Source organism: Shewanella sp. T24-MNA-CIBAN-0130 (assembly GCF_040310185.1).
GTDB lineage: Bacteria > Pseudomonadota > Gammaproteobacteria > Enterobacterales > Shewanellaceae > Shewanella > Shewanella psychromarinicola.
Map to the genome: position 1 here is coordinate 1 of NZ_JBEOPP010000033.1, position 18,020 is coordinate 18,020.

The 18,020-nt window shown below is 41.7% G+C and carries 14 protein-coding genes; 6 read left to right on the forward strand and 8 right to left on the reverse strand.

Annotated features, from left to right (window positions below):
• Positions 1-30 precede the first annotated feature (30 nt).
• Together AAEZ02_RS13605 and AAEZ02_RS13610 are read right to left on the reverse strand one after the other, a co-directional pair.
• Positions 31-600 carry a transporter substrate-binding domain-containing protein gene (locus tag AAEZ02_RS13605; protein ID WP_351123631.1) on the reverse strand — a complete coding sequence of 190 codons (570 nt, stop codon included), beginning with the start codon at positions 598-600 and terminating at the stop codon, positions 31-33.
• Positions 601-743: 143 nt separating this feature from the next.
• Positions 744-5,297, reverse strand: a complete 4,554-nt coding sequence (locus AAEZ02_RS13610) for an ATP-binding protein (RefSeq protein ID WP_124014218.1) — start codon at positions 5,295-5,297, stop codon at positions 744-746.
• Positions 5,298-5,426: 129 nt separating this feature from the next.
• Here AAEZ02_RS13610 and AAEZ02_RS13615 point away from each other — a divergent pair, with 129 nt between their 5' ends.
• Complete coding sequence (locus AAEZ02_RS13615; RefSeq protein ID WP_101032893.1) at positions 5,427-6,338, forward strand: LysR family transcriptional regulator; 912 nt, start codon at positions 5,427-5,429, stop codon at positions 6,336-6,338.
• A gap of 292 nt (positions 6,339-6,630) precedes the next feature.
• On the opposite strand, the gene AAEZ02_RS13620 is transcribed toward AAEZ02_RS13615, so the two are convergent.
• From AAEZ02_RS13620 to AAEZ02_RS13645, 6 genes are all read right to left on the reverse strand, one after another.
• On the reverse strand, positions 6,631-7,944 hold the full coding sequence (locus AAEZ02_RS13620; RefSeq protein ID WP_351123634.1) for a transporter: 1,314 nt from the start codon (positions 7,942-7,944) through the stop codon (positions 6,631-6,633).
• Between the two features lie 29 nt (positions 7,945-7,973).
• Positions 7,974-8,687 carry a hypothetical protein gene (locus tag AAEZ02_RS13625; protein ID WP_124014217.1) on the reverse strand — a complete coding sequence of 238 codons (714 nt, stop codon included), beginning with the start codon at positions 8,685-8,687 and terminating at the stop codon, positions 7,974-7,976.
• 10 nt (positions 8,688-8,697) lie between these two features.
• Positions 8,698-9,402, reverse strand: a complete 705-nt coding sequence (locus AAEZ02_RS13630; protein ID WP_233768580.1) for a C39 family peptidase — start codon at positions 9,400-9,402, stop codon at positions 8,698-8,700.
• A 53-nt stretch (positions 9,403-9,455) separates the two neighbouring features.
• On the reverse strand, positions 9,456-10,535 hold the full coding sequence (locus AAEZ02_RS13635) for a FapB/FapC family functional amyloid domain-containing protein (RefSeq protein WP_124014216.1): 1,080 nt from the start codon (positions 10,533-10,535) through the stop codon (positions 9,456-9,458).
• Positions 10,536-10,560: 25 nt separating this feature from the next.
• Positions 10,561-11,178, reverse strand: coding sequence for a FapB/FapC family functional amyloid domain-containing protein (locus tag AAEZ02_RS13640; protein ID WP_124014215.1), 618 nt, complete (start codon positions 11,176-11,178; stop codon positions 10,561-10,563).
• Positions 11,179-11,402: 224 nt separating this feature from the next.
• Positions 11,403-12,725, reverse strand: coding sequence for a sigma-54 dependent transcriptional regulator (locus AAEZ02_RS13645; protein ID WP_124014214.1), 1,323 nt, complete (start codon positions 12,723-12,725; stop codon positions 11,403-11,405).
• A 789-nt stretch (positions 12,726-13,514) separates the two neighbouring features.
• On the opposite strand from AAEZ02_RS13645, the gene AAEZ02_RS13650 reads away from it, so the two are divergent.
• From AAEZ02_RS13650 to gshB, 5 genes are all read left to right on the forward strand, one after another.
• Positions 13,515-14,699: a PA0049 C-terminal domain-containing protein gene (locus tag AAEZ02_RS13650; protein WP_124014213.1), complete on the forward strand. Its 1,185-nt coding sequence runs from the start codon at positions 13,515-13,517 to the stop codon at positions 14,697-14,699.
• An 86-nt stretch (positions 14,700-14,785) separates the two neighbouring features.
• A complete protein-coding gene (locus AAEZ02_RS13655; protein WP_101032899.1) occupies positions 14,786-15,394 on the forward strand; it encodes a SprT family zinc-dependent metalloprotease in 609 nt (202 codons plus the stop codon).
• Between the two features lie 137 nt (positions 15,395-15,531).
• Positions 15,532-16,233 carry an endonuclease gene (locus tag AAEZ02_RS13660; RefSeq protein WP_351123663.1) on the forward strand — a complete coding sequence of 234 codons (702 nt, stop codon included), beginning with the start codon at positions 15,532-15,534 and terminating at the stop codon, positions 16,231-16,233.
• A 50-nt stretch (positions 16,234-16,283) separates the two neighbouring features.
• Positions 16,284-17,024, forward strand: a complete 741-nt coding sequence (gene rsmE, locus AAEZ02_RS13665) for a 16S rRNA (uracil(1498)-N(3))-methyltransferase (protein ID WP_351123641.1) — start codon at positions 16,284-16,286, stop codon at positions 17,022-17,024.
• 41 nt (positions 17,025-17,065) lie between these two features.
• Positions 17,066-18,019, forward strand: coding sequence for a glutathione synthase (gshB, locus tag AAEZ02_RS13670; protein ID WP_101032901.1), 954 nt, complete (start codon positions 17,066-17,068; stop codon positions 18,017-18,019).
• The last annotated feature ends 1 nt before the right edge of the window (position 18,020 follow it).

Consider the following 18,020-nt stretch of genomic DNA (forward strand, 5'->3'; position numbering starts at 1 on the left):
TTTCCTAGATTTAGTTAGGAAATAATCATGTCACATTTGAAGGTTATTGGTATGTGCGGTTAATTGAGCGCTTACGTTGATAGTGGGGTAAAATCGTTGGATATATTCCACTAGACGATAATCTTTGGGTATAGCCAATAAGCGATCACCAATATTTTCAAATCCTTGTAAAAAAGGTTGGGATTTTAATGACACCAAGACATTTGGCGATTTAAAAAAAATATCGCTAAAAGAGAGATATGCGTCGCGTTTGGGTGTTTGATTTAAAATGGGGGTTAACTCGCATGCACCTTTTTTAAGTAATTCTAAACTCTGTCGCCAAGACGAGGTAGGCACTAACACAAAAGTGAAATCGGTATAATCTGTTAATAATGCTAAATAATCAGATGAAATACCAGTATGACGGCCATCGATAATGGCTTCATAAGGTAACCAATCTGGATCAACACAATAGCGGATGATATTACGGTTTTTTGAGTTGGTAAAAGACTGGCTCTCGGGCACCGAAGCACTGGCATGCTTAGTGTTAATCAAATTAATGAATATCAACAGCGTTACCAATAATACGCTAGAGAACTCAAGCCAGCTCAATCTTCTCAATAGTATGATCCAACAATTATGGCTCAACAATATAGTTGAACAGGAAAGTGAATATGCTATTTAGTGTAATACAACATACAAAAGTATGACAAAAAAATACCCGCTAAATAGCGGGTATTTTACTCAACAATCAATCGTACGTATTACGCTTCGATAGGCGATATCACAAACAGGAGATCACCTTGTGAAACTTGCTGGCCATTGCTATTCAGAATACGTTCAATGCGATACTTTTGATCTTCAGGATATAACACACCCGTTTGACGATTAAAGCCCGCTAGGGTCAATTGAGAGAACATTTTCATTGCTTCCATCAATGCCAATGTTTGCTCAACCGTGACAATGTCACCTTCTTTAACAAAGTCTGCTTCACCAGGTGCTGGGGAGGTATAGAAAATTCCCGCACCTTGTGCCAATACTTTCAATTCGTTGCTTTCGCCAACACGTAATGATTCAGAATCAACCTTAATCGCTTCTGCAGCCGCTTCCATTTCAGCAATCAGTGCTGGAATGTCCAACTCTGCCATTAAACGTGGCAAGTAGTTAGTGTCATACACCCCTTCATTGAAGGTGGGATCTTTAAGGATAAGCTTCAGCAATGGAATGTTAGTCGCAATCCCTTTAATCACTACGCTATCAAGATACGCATACATCTTAGCCACCACATCAGCACGGTCAGTACCTCGGATAATGATCTGTGCGATTAAGCTATCATAGTATGGCGATACTTCTTTGCCAGCTGCTGCAATCGAAATAATTTCAACATCATCACGCTCAGGCAATACACATTCAGTGATGTTACCTGGATTAGGAATAAGCTGAAGAATACCATGGCTATCGAGTGCCGCTTTTTCCGCCGTCACACGCACTTCCATAGCGTAACCTTGGTCAACTGGCTGTAGTTTTTCAATTGAACGACCCGCAGCAATATCAAACTGCGCGCTAACAATATCAATACCCGATGTCGCTTCCGTCACCGGATGCTCAACTTGAAGACGAGTATTCATCTCCATAAAGTACACTTCGTTTGCATCTAAGTTATAGATAAACTCAACAGTACCAGCGCCCATGTAATCGGTAGCATCACCTAACGCACGAGTGTATTCCATCACGCGTTGTTTCAGCTCCTCAGGCAACATGGTTGATCCTGATTCTTCAATCACTTTTTGGTTGTTACGTTGTACTGAACAGTCACGAATACCTAATACTTTGCTATTACCAAACTGATCACGCAGTAGCTGGACTTCAATGTGGCGCAATGAGGTAACATATTTTTCTAAATACAAGTCACCATTACCAAACGCAGCAGCGGCTTCCGTCGCGGTTTTCTGGAAGAAACCAATCATGTCCTCAGGACGTTTAACGACCTGAATACCTTTACCGCCTCCACCTTGGACCGCTTTTAACAGCACTGGATAACCAATTTCAGACGCTACGTTGACCGCTTGTTCTGCGTTACTCAAAATACCATGACTACCTGGCACAACGGGGACATTTTGCGCTTGCGAAGTATGAATAGCGTTAGACTTGTTACCCATAGTGGTCATTGAATGCACGCTAGGACCGACAAAGTTAACCCCATTGTTGACACATAACGCCGCAAACTGTGGACTTTCTGATAAGAAGCCAATACCTGGGTGCAACGCGTCAACATTTTCATACTCAGCAACTTTTAATACTGAGTAAGCATTTAAGTAACTTTCATCTGAGGTATTACCGCCAATACATACAAGCTTATCAGTGTCTTTAAGCATATCTGCTGGAACAGATGTCATGTCCGGATCTGAGGCCACCAACACCACATTAATGTTGTTGTCGTGTGCTTTACGGATTAATTTAACGGCCGTACAACCACGCGCATGCACCAGCACTTTATTAATAGGCTTCATCAATGCACGAGGATCGTCTTGTTCAATGACTTTTTCTAACTCAATCACTTCAGGCACTAAGGTAGACAATGCTTTGCTGATCACTTCGTCTATTTTCATCGTCGGTAATGGCATGAGTGGATCAATACCATACAACTGAGTGTCTAAGGTATCACTAAATGGATTATGGACTAACCCCGTCATTGCACCTGGCACTTTAGATAAATAGTTCGACAATGTTGCCGTTGATGGTAAGTACGCAGGTACCACCATTTGACCAGCAAACGGCATATTGGTACCAGATAAATAGTACGTCTGCACTAAAGGATGGGTGACAAAACTGGCTTGAGCACCACCTGTACAATCACCAAAACCAAACATCAATACCGGTAATTCGTTATCACGAATAAAGCGCGTAATACGGTCATTCACTACCGCCATAGAGAACAATGCCGCAGCACCTTCTTTCGTTTGCATGCCACCAGAGCTGATAAAACAAATGACCGGTAATTTACGTTTCGCACATTCAATTAATAGTGAACTGAATTTTTCAGCACTGGCCATATCAAATGCACCCGCTTGGAATGCCGTATTTGAAACCGCAACACCTACACGTAACTTACTGCCGTTATTTTTAAAATCAGCCAGACCGGTAATTAAACCACAAGGGCGGATCTTTCTATCAATAGCATCTTCAATCGATAACCGGAAACCGGGGAAATTAAGTAAGTTAGCTGACATTTTGTCGGCATCAATTTCATCAAACTGAGTAAAGAACTGTTTGATAATATTTTCCCAGCCCATCTTGCCTTGCTTTTTCTCTTCACGAAGTACTTTTTGGATAAGTAAGTCTTGGTAACCCATGGTTAAACGGTTCCAAAAATCCTTACGACGACCAATACGTACAGGGTTAATCGTCCCCGTGTATTTATCGTGCTCGTCTTCACTGTCAAAGTACTCTGGTAATAAGCGCTCGAAGAAATAAGTTAAGATAACGAAAAGCGAATCGTTTAATTGTGGGAAACCGACACTCTTCCATTGCTCTACACGCGTTAACAATTCAGCACGATTCGATTGATCCATAAAGTATTTTAACCACTTATAGAACTTGCTCTTGTCGTTAGCGTTATCACTATTAGATAAGGCATTATCAATCGATTTATGGAGTAACTTGTCCACTGATTCACGAGACAAACTTTTTGACATCATGGCTTCTTTGGAAATTGACGCCAAACTGCCGACCACATTGTCATAAAGTGCATTGAAGATAAGCACGTTATGACACTGCCAAATAAAGTCTTCACGTAATTCGTCATTAACGACAATGTCCAGCACAGTAAGCTGACTAAGTTCAGGCCATGGAGCTTGTGTTGTAGACTTAGGCAATGACTCTAAATGCTTAATTAAACCATTGAAATTGTTAGCCGCGTTACTTTTCCAACGATGGTATAATGACCAACCAATATTAAATAACAGTGCTTTACGTGCTTTTTTGTAGTTCTCTTTTGGTTCACCCAAAATAAAACGTGTAATTACGTTACGTTCGGCAGAAATATCTTTACGTTTAGCGCTAAACGTACCCCATAATTTATTCAGTTCTTCATCGTAAACTAACTTGTCAGGGTTGGTTAACCACGCTTGGAACACGCGTTCCTGTTCTTGCTTAATACGCGCTAACAAATCACCTTCTGGCACGCTCACTTTTGACAAGCGACCATACTGTTCTTGTGAGATTGAATGAATACGGCTACGTAAAGTCAAATAACGCAGATATCGATATGCACTACCAAAAATATTGTGATACATAGTCGGATTATTGGCGACAGACAAGCGGGTATTATTTTCAAGCGTAAGTAAATTAGCCGACGGCGCTAAGAAACGCTGTAAACTTCGACCATAATGTTCTTTTAAATCAGCAGACTCGCGTACAAAATCCATCGCAGCACGTTCAACGGCTTCAATAGCACTGATAATCGCACGACGGAAATTATGCTGGCGCTCATCTTTATCTGATGGCGTAAAGTCGATAATACCGTCAATACAGCCCGCGGTATAAAGCTCTTCTGGCGATACCCCGACAGACTTAGCACATTCTTGCCATGACAAGTTGTACTTACGCGCAATGCTTTGTAAGCCTTGCGGCTGGATAGTATTAAAAATACCGTCGCGTACAGATAATAAAATATTGGCTGCAGCTAATGGAATCGCACCACCTGAATAGCCCGCACCAATCACAATACCGACTGTCGGTACACCAACGTTAGCACTTTCAGCGATGGCTTTTGAAATGGTATGAGCTTGATTTTGGCTGTTGGCAACTTCACCAGCATCGGCACCAGGAGTATCAATTAAATATACTATTGGCATCGACAATTCTGCAAAATGACGGATCGCCTTACATGCTGCAAGATGATGTTCTGGCATCCACGCACCGTTTGCGGTCGTGCGCTCTTGGGCAATAAAACCGATACGACGAGTACGAGTGCCAAAGTTTAATTCCACTTCAGCACGATAAAACGGTCCAATATGACTTTCAGCAATAATCTTGCCTTTTAAGTCCGCGATCATACGCTTCGCGCCAGGGCGGTTTTTATCCAAAGTGGGTTGGATAACTTTATTGACATAACCATCAACATCTAAAGATGCCAAACTTTTTAAGTTTGATTGAATTGCATCTTCAGTTAATAATCCTTTTACTTCTTGAGATACACTCTGCTTGTTATGAGCAGGAAATAATGAAAAATCTTTAGCCAAGTGTTCTGCTTGTAAGAAAAGTGGGTCAGCCGATAGTGCTTGAGTCTTGTTAGCGGGCTGCTTTTTGCTGGTCATCCTTAGATCCTCTGCTTATATAGCCTCTGAAAATTTTTTTTAGCTCGTAAATATAACTTTGTTAATGGGTAAATTACCATATAAACTAGCTTGGACGCTTTGTTCCATAATTGAGACAGTGAGGTTTGAATGCCCGATTTGAACGGTATGATGCTGTTTGCAGCCGTTGTTAGAGCAAAAGGATTCTCTCAAGCAGCCCGAGAGATCGGACAACCTAAATCAACCATTAGTCGAAAAGTTGCTCAATTAGAAGAACAACTCGGAGTGCGACTACTCCAAAGAGACACCCGAAATTTAAGTCTGACCCAAGTTGGCGCATTATTTTTTCAACACTGTGATTCCATTAGCCATGAAATTGAAGCCGCCAAAGCCACTATTGAAAACACCCATAATGATATTTCTGGATCGTTACGGATAGCAATTCCGGTGTCATTTTCACAAGATGTCATTGGCCATTTATGCTCAAGTTTTATGCGTCTTTACCCCAATATAGAACTGGATATTCAATTTACTGACAGTGATGTCGGTCTTGTGGGTGAAGGTTACGATATTGCCATTAAATATGGTCCATTACAGTCGTCAGATCTTGTTGCTCGATTGTTATTTGAACGCCAACCTATTCTGGTCGCTAGCCCTGGTTATATAAAAGAATTCAGTAGCCCTGCTACACCGCAAGAATTAACCCAGCACAACGGTATTTTACTTGGCACCACCTTATCGGCCCCCATTTGGCCATTAGGAAAAGGCAATCGTAAAATAATGGCGACCTTTAAACGAAAAGTACGAGTCAACAGCGCCAGTATGGTAAAACGCTTAGCGTTGGATAATTATGGCATTGCCATGCTATCTAACACGAGCTGCAAGCAAGAACTCGCAACGGGGAGCTTAGTGCCTATTTTACAAGAATGGCCAATGGAAACCTTTAAAGTTTATGGGGTTTATTCAAGTCGGCGCCAATTAGCCAGCAACATTAGTGCTTTTTTAGACTTTTTCACCAAACGTTATACCAGCCAAGAATCATTGCATTCAATGATGAGTTAAGGATATATAATGGTGACGCCTTACCGAGAGCGTCGCTTCGCGACTGATAGGTTCTAGGAACTCGCAAGCTCGCCAGAGGGCGGTGCTTCGCTCCTTCTAGATGCTAGGTTTTAGGTCCTAGGATCTAGCAGCCGTAGGCGCCCTATTCCTAGCACCTTGAACGCTGTCACTTCTGGACATGCTCAATCCTGCATTTCGAAATCGTTTAGGTATATCACCTCAAACGGCTTAAAATAGGCTGCTTGAGGTGATACCGATTGACTGATAAAGAATGCCAATTCCTTTTACTAAATTAAAAACGATAAGGAAATCGCACGCTAATTTGATAATCTGGGGAGTCTTCAGTTAACCCGGAGCCTATTGAGGTCACCATGGATAAATTAGGTGACAAGGCTAAGGTAGCGCCAATACCCAAATTCGCGGTATTGGTGTCAGTTCGAGGGATTTTCTGCCATTCTCCACCTTCTGGTCTTTGTTTAGTTTTACTGTAAAACCGTTGATTAAAGCTCATACTCAAACTCATTCGCTCGGAAACAGCAAAAGCTAATCCCACGCTGTAATCAAGATAATTACCTAAATCAATTTCACCAGGGCTTAACCCTGTCGCACCGGACAAGTCATCAAATTCCTCTGTAAAGCTAACACCATAATTTAAATTAAAAAATACAATCGCAGGATCAAAGGTTTTTGCTAAGCTAAACCCTGTAGACACGCCCCAAACACCAGAACCCGTTGCCATTTCAGTTGGGTAGGTCAAATTGCCAGAGTCTGATGTTTCAAGCGGGATCCCAAAAGGATCTTTTCCGGTTGGAGCGCGAACCCTGACGTTCCACACCCAATCGGGCCAGTCTACTGATTCAGCATTCATTCGATAATAAACTGCGCCACTGATATCACCAATTTGACCACCACTAATTTTAGCGGTTTCATATCGTTGACTCGAGTTGCCCTCCCCCACAGAGTCATACTGAGTCCAGCGATACAGGTACGGTAAACCGAGCTCAAACTGCCAGTTTTCATTTAAAGTATAGCGGGTGGTGAGATCAAGTTGCGTAGTATTAGTGCGAATACGATCTAAATTTAAATTACCCAAAAAAATGGCATCAAGTGCTAAAAACCCTCTAAGAATTAGATCTTTACGACTGTAGTAGCTATAGGTAAATGAGGGCTCGACGGTAAATTTTCGAGAGAAAACATTATGCGCTTCTTGTAATACGTCATCAGTACTTCTTGCTCTGTCTGGCGTTTTTTTTCGCTTTGCAGTGCTACTGGCGACTACAGCTTGTTGACTTGATTGAGCGCTTGGTCGTTCAACTGATGGGGGGGGAGGAGGCGTTTGCTGTGTCGTAGAGGTGACATTTGTATTGCTGGCTTGGCGGCTTAATGCCTCTTGCTTGAGCACCTGTTGTGCCATCTGATTAATGGCTTGTTGCTGTAACTTAATTTGTTGATTTAACTGAATCAGTTTTTGTTTAAGTGCTGCAATATCTTGTTCAGATAAGGTCGATTGCGAGACAGGTTGAGGATGAGTATCTGCAGCATACGCAGGTACGGCCCATATTCCAGGCAGTATCACTGCGATAGCTGAGGTCCATTTCTTATTCATATATACGTCCTTGGCTTGTACAGAGTAAATCAAAATCCCATAGATGTTAAATCACTGATTTGCCTACCAAGTATATTCGACTCTATCGGTCCAACAGGCATACCATCGTACCTTAGTGTAGACTGATTTATCACTCCGTGATTGAGTCCATTAATAAAAATGCTCTGCACTAACTGGCCGTTGCCATCTTGATAGCTAATTCCTTGGCTCGCATTACCCGAAACCAAGTCAACTTGATAACCAATCGTATTAGCATTAGCCGAAAAAGTAGTGCTGCCATTATGGCTAACAAGCGTTGTCCCCACTGCAACATTGATCCCCTGCAACAAGGGCGTCAAATGACCTTGGGCCATGTCGAATTCATTAACTGCTAGGTTTTCATCGCCGGCGATTTGAATTCGTTGTTGTAACCCTGCCGTTTGCCCCAAGGTATCTAACTGAAACCCATTTTGACTATTAATAGCATTTGGGTCGCTAATAGTAATACTTATCGAGGGTTGATTATCAACTTGAGCAATTTCGATTTGCATACCTACTTGCTGTTGAATACCATTGTCTTGGATAAACTGCGTTTGCATTTGTAAGCCGAAATAATAATCTTGACCACTATTGATGTATTTGCCTTTCATTGAATCAAGTTCAAAGTCTGTTAGCACTTGGCTATGTTTAAACACTGACAGCGAAGGTGAACTGGCCATCACTGGTGCAGCGACAGTCAGTAGTAGCATCATGCATAATTTCATATCTTCCTCCTTAAAGCATATCTGAATAAGAAAAACCAAATTCGAGCAACTCTGCGTCCGTCAGTGGCGACAGAGGGTCGAGTGCTTTAAACGTTAATTTTGCTCTTGGGTGCAGCAAAGGATTATCACGTTGATAATCTTCTCCAATAACCACAAACACAACACCATTCCACTTCTGATTAAACTCTGCCATTGTCATGATCCGATTACCTAAAGCAGGATCGCCTAAATAGACATCTCCGCCATCATAACGTCGAAAAACCACAAAGTGGCTGTAACCACTATCATTAAGTAACACAATGGCAGGGATTTTGAGTAACGACATTTCAGCTTCACCGACTTTATATCCACGCCCTCTTAAACCTTGAGATTGCAGATACCGTTTCATATTAAGCAGTGAAAATCCTTGCTCTTGAACCAATGCCAGATCAGCATGCTCTAACATGCCAATTAACACTTTTTGCTCAGTAATCTCTTGACGATCATAGGCATATTTCAACAGGCTAGCTAGGCTGGCTGCACCGCAAGAGAAATCGGTTCTTTGTTGTATTACATGTTCAAACTTGCGCTCACGTATACTTTGAATAGGTTTAGAATAGGTTCCCATTCCTGGCACGACACCCGTTAATGGAACCTCTGCGGCATAATTGTAGTTAGTCAGACTCAAGCTGAAAATGATCAACAGTGCGATCATCAATTGGGTTATATTGCGCATAAGATGAATCAGGGGGTTGCCCCCCTGCCTTATTCATACCGTTTCATTTAGCATTATTCAGCCGAAATAACGGTTGACGGTCCAGTAATACTTGTCAAGGCTAAGTTGTTTGACTGTAAGTTTCCTGTACCACTCGCCAAGTTAACACCAATGTTACCGGATGCATTTTGGAAAGCACTGCCCCCTAGTAATGAAGTGTTATTAGACTTCTGCACGATAGTTTGGACAAAGAAAGGTAATTGGCCACTAACCGTACCATTTAGAGCAATATCACCCGCTTCGTCAAAGGTCATTACCTCTGAACCGGTTGGATTTTCAGTATCAAAATCAATATGGCCCACTACAGTTCCAGGAGGCACATTATGTGAACCAGCATCTGGACCTTCTTCTAGGATTATTTGAGGATAATAAGGCGTATTGAGCTCCGAAGTTCCCACGTATGTTCCAGAAGCACCTAAGGCAAGATTAACGGTGGCATATTCCACGCTATCCTGAACAACCCCGATGTTCATAGTGCCGTTATGCCCAGTGCTTTGCACATTAGACACGCTGGCTTCACCTAAACGTCCATTATAAGTCGACGCGGCCATATTATTGGCTTGAATATTGTTGTTACCAGCAGCAACGTTGACGCCAATATTACCTGTGGCATTCATAAACGAAGAACCCGCGATGGTTGATGTGTTAGTTGAGGCTTCATTCCAGACACCATTAAAACCACCCATTTGCGTATTAAAAATTTCAGCATCACCAGAGCCAAAAGCAAAACCTGCATCAATAGAAGCTAACGCAGCTGAATTACTTTGCGCATTAAAATCACCAGCTGCTTGGTTAACACCAATATTACCGCTGGCGCCTTCAAATGAACTGCCTGTTATTTTAGCATCATTATCATGATAGTAATTTTCAACCATATTTGCGCTAGTTTCTTGCACGTTTTCAACCACTGCCATGCCTAAACCGTTGGCTTTAATGGTACCTTCAATTTTAACTTTTCCTTCGTATTTAAGGTCTTTAGTTACATTGACGGCTTTATTTAATTCAACACTGCTGTCAGTATCTGTCATTCCGTTAGCGTATGCAGAACCACTCATTATGGCTGCAATACTTAATACTAGAGTGAGTTTTTTCATCTTCCATTCCTCCGATCGATGATTATTAATTCCCGCTTGGTAACTGCAACGAGAACTGGTTAATGGCAACATTATTATTGCCAGAAATTTGATTAACTTGCATCACGCCTTGCGCATCCAAAAAACTGTCTGGAGCAATTTCGGCCTGATAATATGATAATTGATAAGATGAAGGTGCCAATTGGCTCGACACTTGGGTTAGCGCGTCATCGTTTAACCCTTGACCCATGATGGTTTCAAGGGTTGAATCCATGGCAATACTGCCTATATTGGCTTGCATATTTTGCTCACCACTCACTTGATTAATACTTGCTAACCCTTGAAATAATGCAAAAGCTTGGCTGTCTATTACCGTAATGCGTTGCTTGTTGGGTTCTGATTGCGAAGTTAATTGCGGTGATAGGATGTAATTAATCGTTTGAATGGATGCACTGTGGCCTATAGCGTGGCTATTAGACTGAATATTAAAATCGCCAGCGGCTTGATTAATACTTGCCCGACCTGCACCTTGCATCACGTGTGAGCCAATGACACTTGAGTCATCAGCGTAAGATTGCGCAGCTAGCAATAACACACCAAGCGGTATTCCTCGCGTCAATGACAACGGCAATATATTGCGATGTAGTCTGCTAATAATATCCATAAAATATTCCTTCCATACTTGATACAAGGTTATAGCAACCCTTGTGCCAAAGATAAAAGTTTATATATTTCATGTAGATAGTAATTTTAAAATGAAGGGGAATTCTTAATATTAAGAATGTAAATAGCTAGATTATTGATATCTATATTAATTTTATTTTTAGCCTGAATCTTATTCTTAAGATTCGATAAGCAAACAATATGATTATCGCAATGTTAACAAGACTAGATCAGTTCTAAGTCATGCTTGTCCATGAGTCGATAAAAGGTCGCTCTAGAAATATCTAAATAACTTGCTGCTAGTTCAACATGACCATCTGCAATCAAGATTGCTTGTTGCAATGCTTGTTTTTCAGCATTGTCTTTTAAGGTTTTAAGCGAGAGCGCGATATGACGCTTTTTTTCGATATTGATTAACTCTAAGTTTTGAGCAGTGATCTGCTGCGTGTCGCTCAATACAACCGCACGACGAACACGATTAATTAACTCGCGGACATTACCAGGCCATGGATAATTTAATAATGCATGGCAAGCGGACTGCGACAATGGCTTAGTCGCAAGCCCATATTCATCCGAATACACCCGAATAAATCGATTGGCTAAACCGATGATATCATCACGTCTTTCTTTTAATCTTGGAGTTTCAATGGTAATGCCATTTAAACGATAGTAAAGATCTAAGCGAAACTTACCTTGATCAATAGCATTTTCTAAATTGACATGAGTAGCGGCTAAAATACGCACGTCAGCCGATTGCGGCATACTACCGCCAACGGAGTCATACAAGCCTTCTTGTAAAAAACGCAGTAAATTGACTTGTAGTTCAGCGGGTAAATCGCCAATTTCATCTAAAAATAATGTTCCGCCATTAGCCAGTGCAATTTTGCCCTTTCGGGAACTTGTGGCCCCCGTAAAGGCGCCTTTTTCATGACCAAATAACTCAGACTGAATTAATCCTGCCGCCATAGCGCCACAATTAACCGTAACAAAAGGTCCGTCTTTTCTGGCAGATAATTGATGTAACTGGGTCGCCACTAATTCTTTACCCGTGCCAGATTCACCTCTAATAAGCACGGGGATATCGGTCGGGGCCACTCGCCCAACTTGACGGAATAACTGTCGCATGACGTCTGATTGATACGCAAATTGCTCGTTATCTTTACACTGTGATTCAAGCTGCGGAGCATGCTGCTGCTTTAATTTAGACAGACCGAGACCATGACCCAAGCACTTCGCTAATCTTTCAGGATCAATTGGACTGGTGTAAAAATCCCAAGCAAATTGGGCAATAAAAGTGGTAATTTCTGCAATGTCGAGTTGTGGTTTATTTATGAGTACAATGATATGGATCCTGGGATCTAACTCTCTCACCAGGTTAGTGATTTCATTTATAGTATTTTCTGTTCGAAGATCGATTAAGCACAGAGCACAATTAATAGGTATTTTATTTTTATTATACTTATCAATATAGTGAAGTTGAAAGTGTAATCCACAAAGCACCTCGTTTAGCTCATTACACCGAAAACCTGCCATTAATAATGGTTCCATGTTGATATCCTTCCGATACAGTGAACACAAAAGTGCTAACACAAGGTTAGCCAGTGCATTTTATCTATAGATATAACTGGATAATGTAACGTCTTAATCTCAGTTCGGGATAATAAACGTTTATCAAACAGTCCTTTGCTCCGCTAACTGTGTTGCATTGACTTGCAATAGACCGGCTATTGACGCGCCAATGCGCCTTGTTAGCAAAACAAATGACAGGTTTGATAAGAAATAGGCCAAACATTCTGATTTGGACTTACTTATCCCATCTATTAATCCGAGTTGAGGTTACTTAAATATAAACTCAGAGTAATCACTCATCGCTTATATCATCGGTAACGCAATAGATAACAAAGATAATCACTCATAAAAACTATCTTCATCTGACTCAATATTCATCCATGAGCAGAACGACACTTTGCCCGCTTTTAATCACCTTTGTAACGGTTTCTCACCCCAGATTAACCGCAACGATGACTATCTTCAGTGTCTCTGCTATATCCAGCCACATCTTTTTTATGATCTAAGTATGGTATAGATGCATCAATAGTATAGAAAAAATCAGTAATTATATTGATATCACGGTAAGTTTAACGGCCAGACAAATTATCAACATAAATCCATCACTCAAAAATGACCTACACGTGTACAAGTATTCAAAGTGCTATTAAATAGCCGAAACAACTGTGTTATAACTGTCACTTAGAATAAACGTTACCTAGCCTAGCGGGCAGTAACATCGTTAAACATAACCCCAATATGGATATCTAGGGCCCTAAAGGAACCATCATGATTAAACACAGCGCTTTTATAATGTTAAGTTCATTGGTATTAGCCACGCTATCGAATGCAGTTAATGCAGGACAACTCCAAAAAAACATTGAAGAGATGCGTGTATCAAAGGCTGGGCAAACAATGCCGCAGGTGGTTAATCGTTATCAAGCTATCAGTGATACTTTAGAGGTCAAGTTAGCCCAATCCAATGATGAGTTAGCCGTTACCGAAATGGCGGCGCATCAAGGACACAGGTTATGGCAGCAAGCCGTACGCGATGTACAATCGGGGCACAGTGACGATCGCTCGTTGTACTGGAGCCGTCTAAGTATGCGTAACGTTCTAAAGCAAGAAAGAGTCGGATTTAATGTTGCCGACTGGCAACGTGATATTTTGGTCAAAGCGGTTGAGAAATCGTCTCGCGGTTTTAGCGATATTGAATTTTTACCCGATACCCAAATTAATATTTTAGTGACCGGTTTCGATCCCTTTTTTCTTGATAGAAATATTGGCCAAAGTAATCCATCAGGCTTAGCGGCTTTAGCATTTGATGGCTATCGTTTTGAGATTAATGGTAAAAAAGCACAGATAGAAACCGTGATGATCCCTGTGAGATTTAGCGATTTCGACAATGGTATTATCGAATCGTTACTCACGCCCTTTTATCGTGAAAACAGTGTCGACATGGTCTTTACCATTAGCATGGGCCGGGAAAATTTCGATATCGAACGTTTTCCTGGACGTAACCGCAGTGCAGAGGCACCAGACAATTTAAATGTATTAACCGGCGCCAGTCACAGCAATCCTAAAGCGCCGTTATTTAACGGTGGCACTTCTTCCGATGGAAAATTAAATGGCCCTGAGTTTGTGCAATTTTCTCTGCCCGTTGAAGCAATGGCAGCGGTTAAAGGTCATTGGAGCGTCAATGACAATCATCAAATTAACACCTTATCTAGGGGGCAATTTAAGGCATCATCACTGGCTGAATTACAAAATGAAATTTCAGTTGAAGGTTCTGGTGGGGGCTATTTATCTAATGAAATTTCCTATCGCAGTATTTTACTTCGAGACCAATTTAACTTGAACTTACCCGTAGGACACATTCATACTCCACGTATTAAAGGCTACGACTCACAAGTAGAGTCAGACATCGTCGAGCAAATTCGTGCCATGATAGCCGCAGCGGCGAGCACTCTGTAATGTCAAAAGACTAATATAAAATGTCTATGCTTTGCTTGCTTGAGTCTCTCATTGAATATTCGTGTAGGTAAGTGAAGCATTTCATCATGTTTAAAAATATCTTCAATCTCACCCAGCGCGCGCACCAAGCGCTAACGCAAGACATCCATACAAAGGGGTCTTCGTTATCAGTAGGGCCTCGAACCCACCAATCGCCAAACACTGCCGTTAGCGATCCGTTACAACAGCAGATATTGGCCAAAGTCGAAGCAGACTACCAATTAGCAGAGCAATATTTCAAACGTCAATTTCCTCGTCCGAGCGTACATTTTAGCTTACGCGGAAAAAGCGCGGGGACGGCGCATTTACAAACCAATAAACTGCGCTTCAATCCTGTTTTACTAACTGAAAATCCAAATATTTTTATTAACGAAGTGGTACCACATGAAATTAGCCATTTGGTGTGTTTCCATCTATTTGGTAAAGTAAAACCTCACGGTAAAGAATGGCAAAGCGTCATGATGACAACATTTAGTATTACGCCAAAGACCACTCACCAACTCAATATCCAGTCCGTCAGTGGTCAACAATTTGAATATTTTTGCGGTTGTGGCAGTGTGCAATTAACCATAAGACGTCACAACAGAATTGTGCGAGGCCAGACTCAATATCGCTGTCGCCGTTGCCAACAAACATTAACCCCTTTTAGCACCTAACATTATCAATTGCGTCATCGCATGCGATGGATTAACATCAGCCAAAATGACAGGCTAAGCCTGCACTGTAATGATGTTTTTTGTTAATTTTAGGGTTTATTTTGCGCTTATCATCCACACTCTCTTGGTTCTTTTGGGTGTCGCTTCTGTGCGGCATTTTTTCATCCACACTTATCGCGGCAGAACATTCCAGCAGTTTCGGTCAAGCCAAAAAAATGGCTAAAAAGATTTACCAACAACACTTACCACTCAGCACCTTCTATTGCGGCTGCGATATCGCCATCGCAGGAAAATTATGGCAAGCGGATCATGCTAGCTGTGGTTATAAAGTTAGAAAACAAATCATTAGAGCCAACCGTATCGAATGGGAGCATGTGGTTCCCGCATGGGAATTTGGTCATCAACTGCAATGCTGGCAAGACGGTGGTCGAAAAAACTGCAATAAAAATAATGCTGCATTTAAAAAAATGGCAGCCGATTTACACAATCTTGTTCCTGCTGTAGGTGAGGTGAATGGCGATCGCAGCAATTTTCGTTTTAGTGATTGGGGCGGAAAAGCGGATCAATACGGGCAGTGTAAAATGATTATCGACTTTAAAGGCCGCAAAGCACAACCCCCCAAACAAGCAAGAGGGCCTATCGCTCGAACTTACCTTTATATGCAACAAACCTATGGTCTGCAAATCAGTAATAGCCAACAAAAGTTGTTTAACGCATGGAACAAAATGCAACCAATCAGCGCCACGGAATGCCAACGTGATACCTTAATCGCTGCTAACCAAGGTAATCATAATGATTTTGTATTCAAACAATGCCAAAATATCGGCTTAGTTCGTTAATTGACGATCAAGCTCCCCCTTGAACAATTGGTTAAATAAGGTCAACACTGATGAGAGTCCCACGCATTTTTCAGCCCCTAGACAATTTACAACAAGGGCAAACGCTTCAATTAGATGAGGATGGTGTCGCCCATATCGGCCGAGTATTGCGAATGGGTATGGGGGACCACATCAGCTTGTTTAACGGTGATGGTAATGATTACTTAGCTGAAATTATTGAAATAAGTAAAAAACACATCACTGTCAACGTCTTAAGTTGTCAAGCTAACAACAACGAATCAACATTAGACTTGCACTTAGGTCAGGTAATTTCTCGTGGTGACCGAATGGAATTTACGATCCAAAAATCGGTTGAGCTAGGCGTAACAAGGATTACACCCTTATTTTCAGATCGTTGTGGTGTCAAACTTAATGGTGATCGCTTAGAGAAAAAACAACAACAATGGCAAAAAATTGTCGTCAGTGCTTGTGAACAATCTGGCCGCAGTATCGTACCGGTTGTTCGCCCTGCAATGACATTGGCGCAATGGTGTGAAGAATCTACCGAAGCCTTAAAACTGAATTTACACCCAAGAGCTTCACACGGCATTAATGGCTTACAGTTAACCGATCAACACCACAAAGTAAGATTATTAATTGGCCCAGAAGGCGGCTTATCTGACGAAGAAATTGCCATGACCGAAACTGAGCATTTTACCGATATTTTATTGGGGCCAAGAGTGCTGCGTACAGAAACCGCATCATTGACTGCTATTACTGCATTACAAGTTAAATTTGGCGATATTGGTTAACCCAAACCGATATCATCTTGGATATTATTAAGGATAAACACATGATTAAGCTCGGCATTGTTATGGACCCTATTAGCGACATTAACATCAAAAAAGATACCAGCTTCGCGATGTTATTAGCCGCACAGGCACGTGGCTACCAATTGTTTTATATGGAAATGCATGATCTTGCGATGGTCAACGGCAAAGCCATGGCCAACATGCGTGAATTATCGGTAAAGCAAGATGCTAACCAATGGTTTACATTAGGCGAGTCAATTGATACCCCGTTGGCAGATCTTGATGTGATCTTAATGCGCAAAGATCCACCATTTGATACCGAATTCATCTACGCCACTTATATGCTGGAACGGGCGGAAGAAGAAGGCGTATTAATCGTTAACAAGCCTCAAAGCTTACGTGATGCCAATGAAAAACTGTTTACAGCATGGTTTTCTGAGTTTACGCCAGACACTCTTGTGACCCGTGATGCTAAACGTATTCGAGCGTTCCACCAATTGAAGCAAGATATTATTTTAAAACCATTAGATGGCATGGGCGGCACGTCTATTTTTAGAGTGAAAAAAGATGACCCTAACGTCGGGGTCATTATCGAAACGCTCACCAGTTATGGCCAGCAGTTCGCAATGGCTCAAGCCTTTATCCCTGAGATAACTCAAGGTGACAAGCGTATTTTAGTGGTTGACGGTGAACCGGTTCCATACGCATTAGCGCGTATCCCGATGAAAGGTGAAACCCGTGGCAACCTAGCGGCTGGCGGCAGTGGAGTAGCCCAGCCATTATCAGAAAGTGATTGGAAAATAGCCCGCGCCATTGGTCCAGAATTGAAAAAACGAGGCCTTATTTTTGTTGGTTTAGACGTCATTGGTGATAAGTTAACTGAAATCAATGTCACCAGCCCAACCTGCATTAGAGAAATTGAAGCCGCATATGACGTTGACATTACCGGCATGCTTATGGATGCCATCGAAGCCCGTATCAATCAGCAGAAATAGG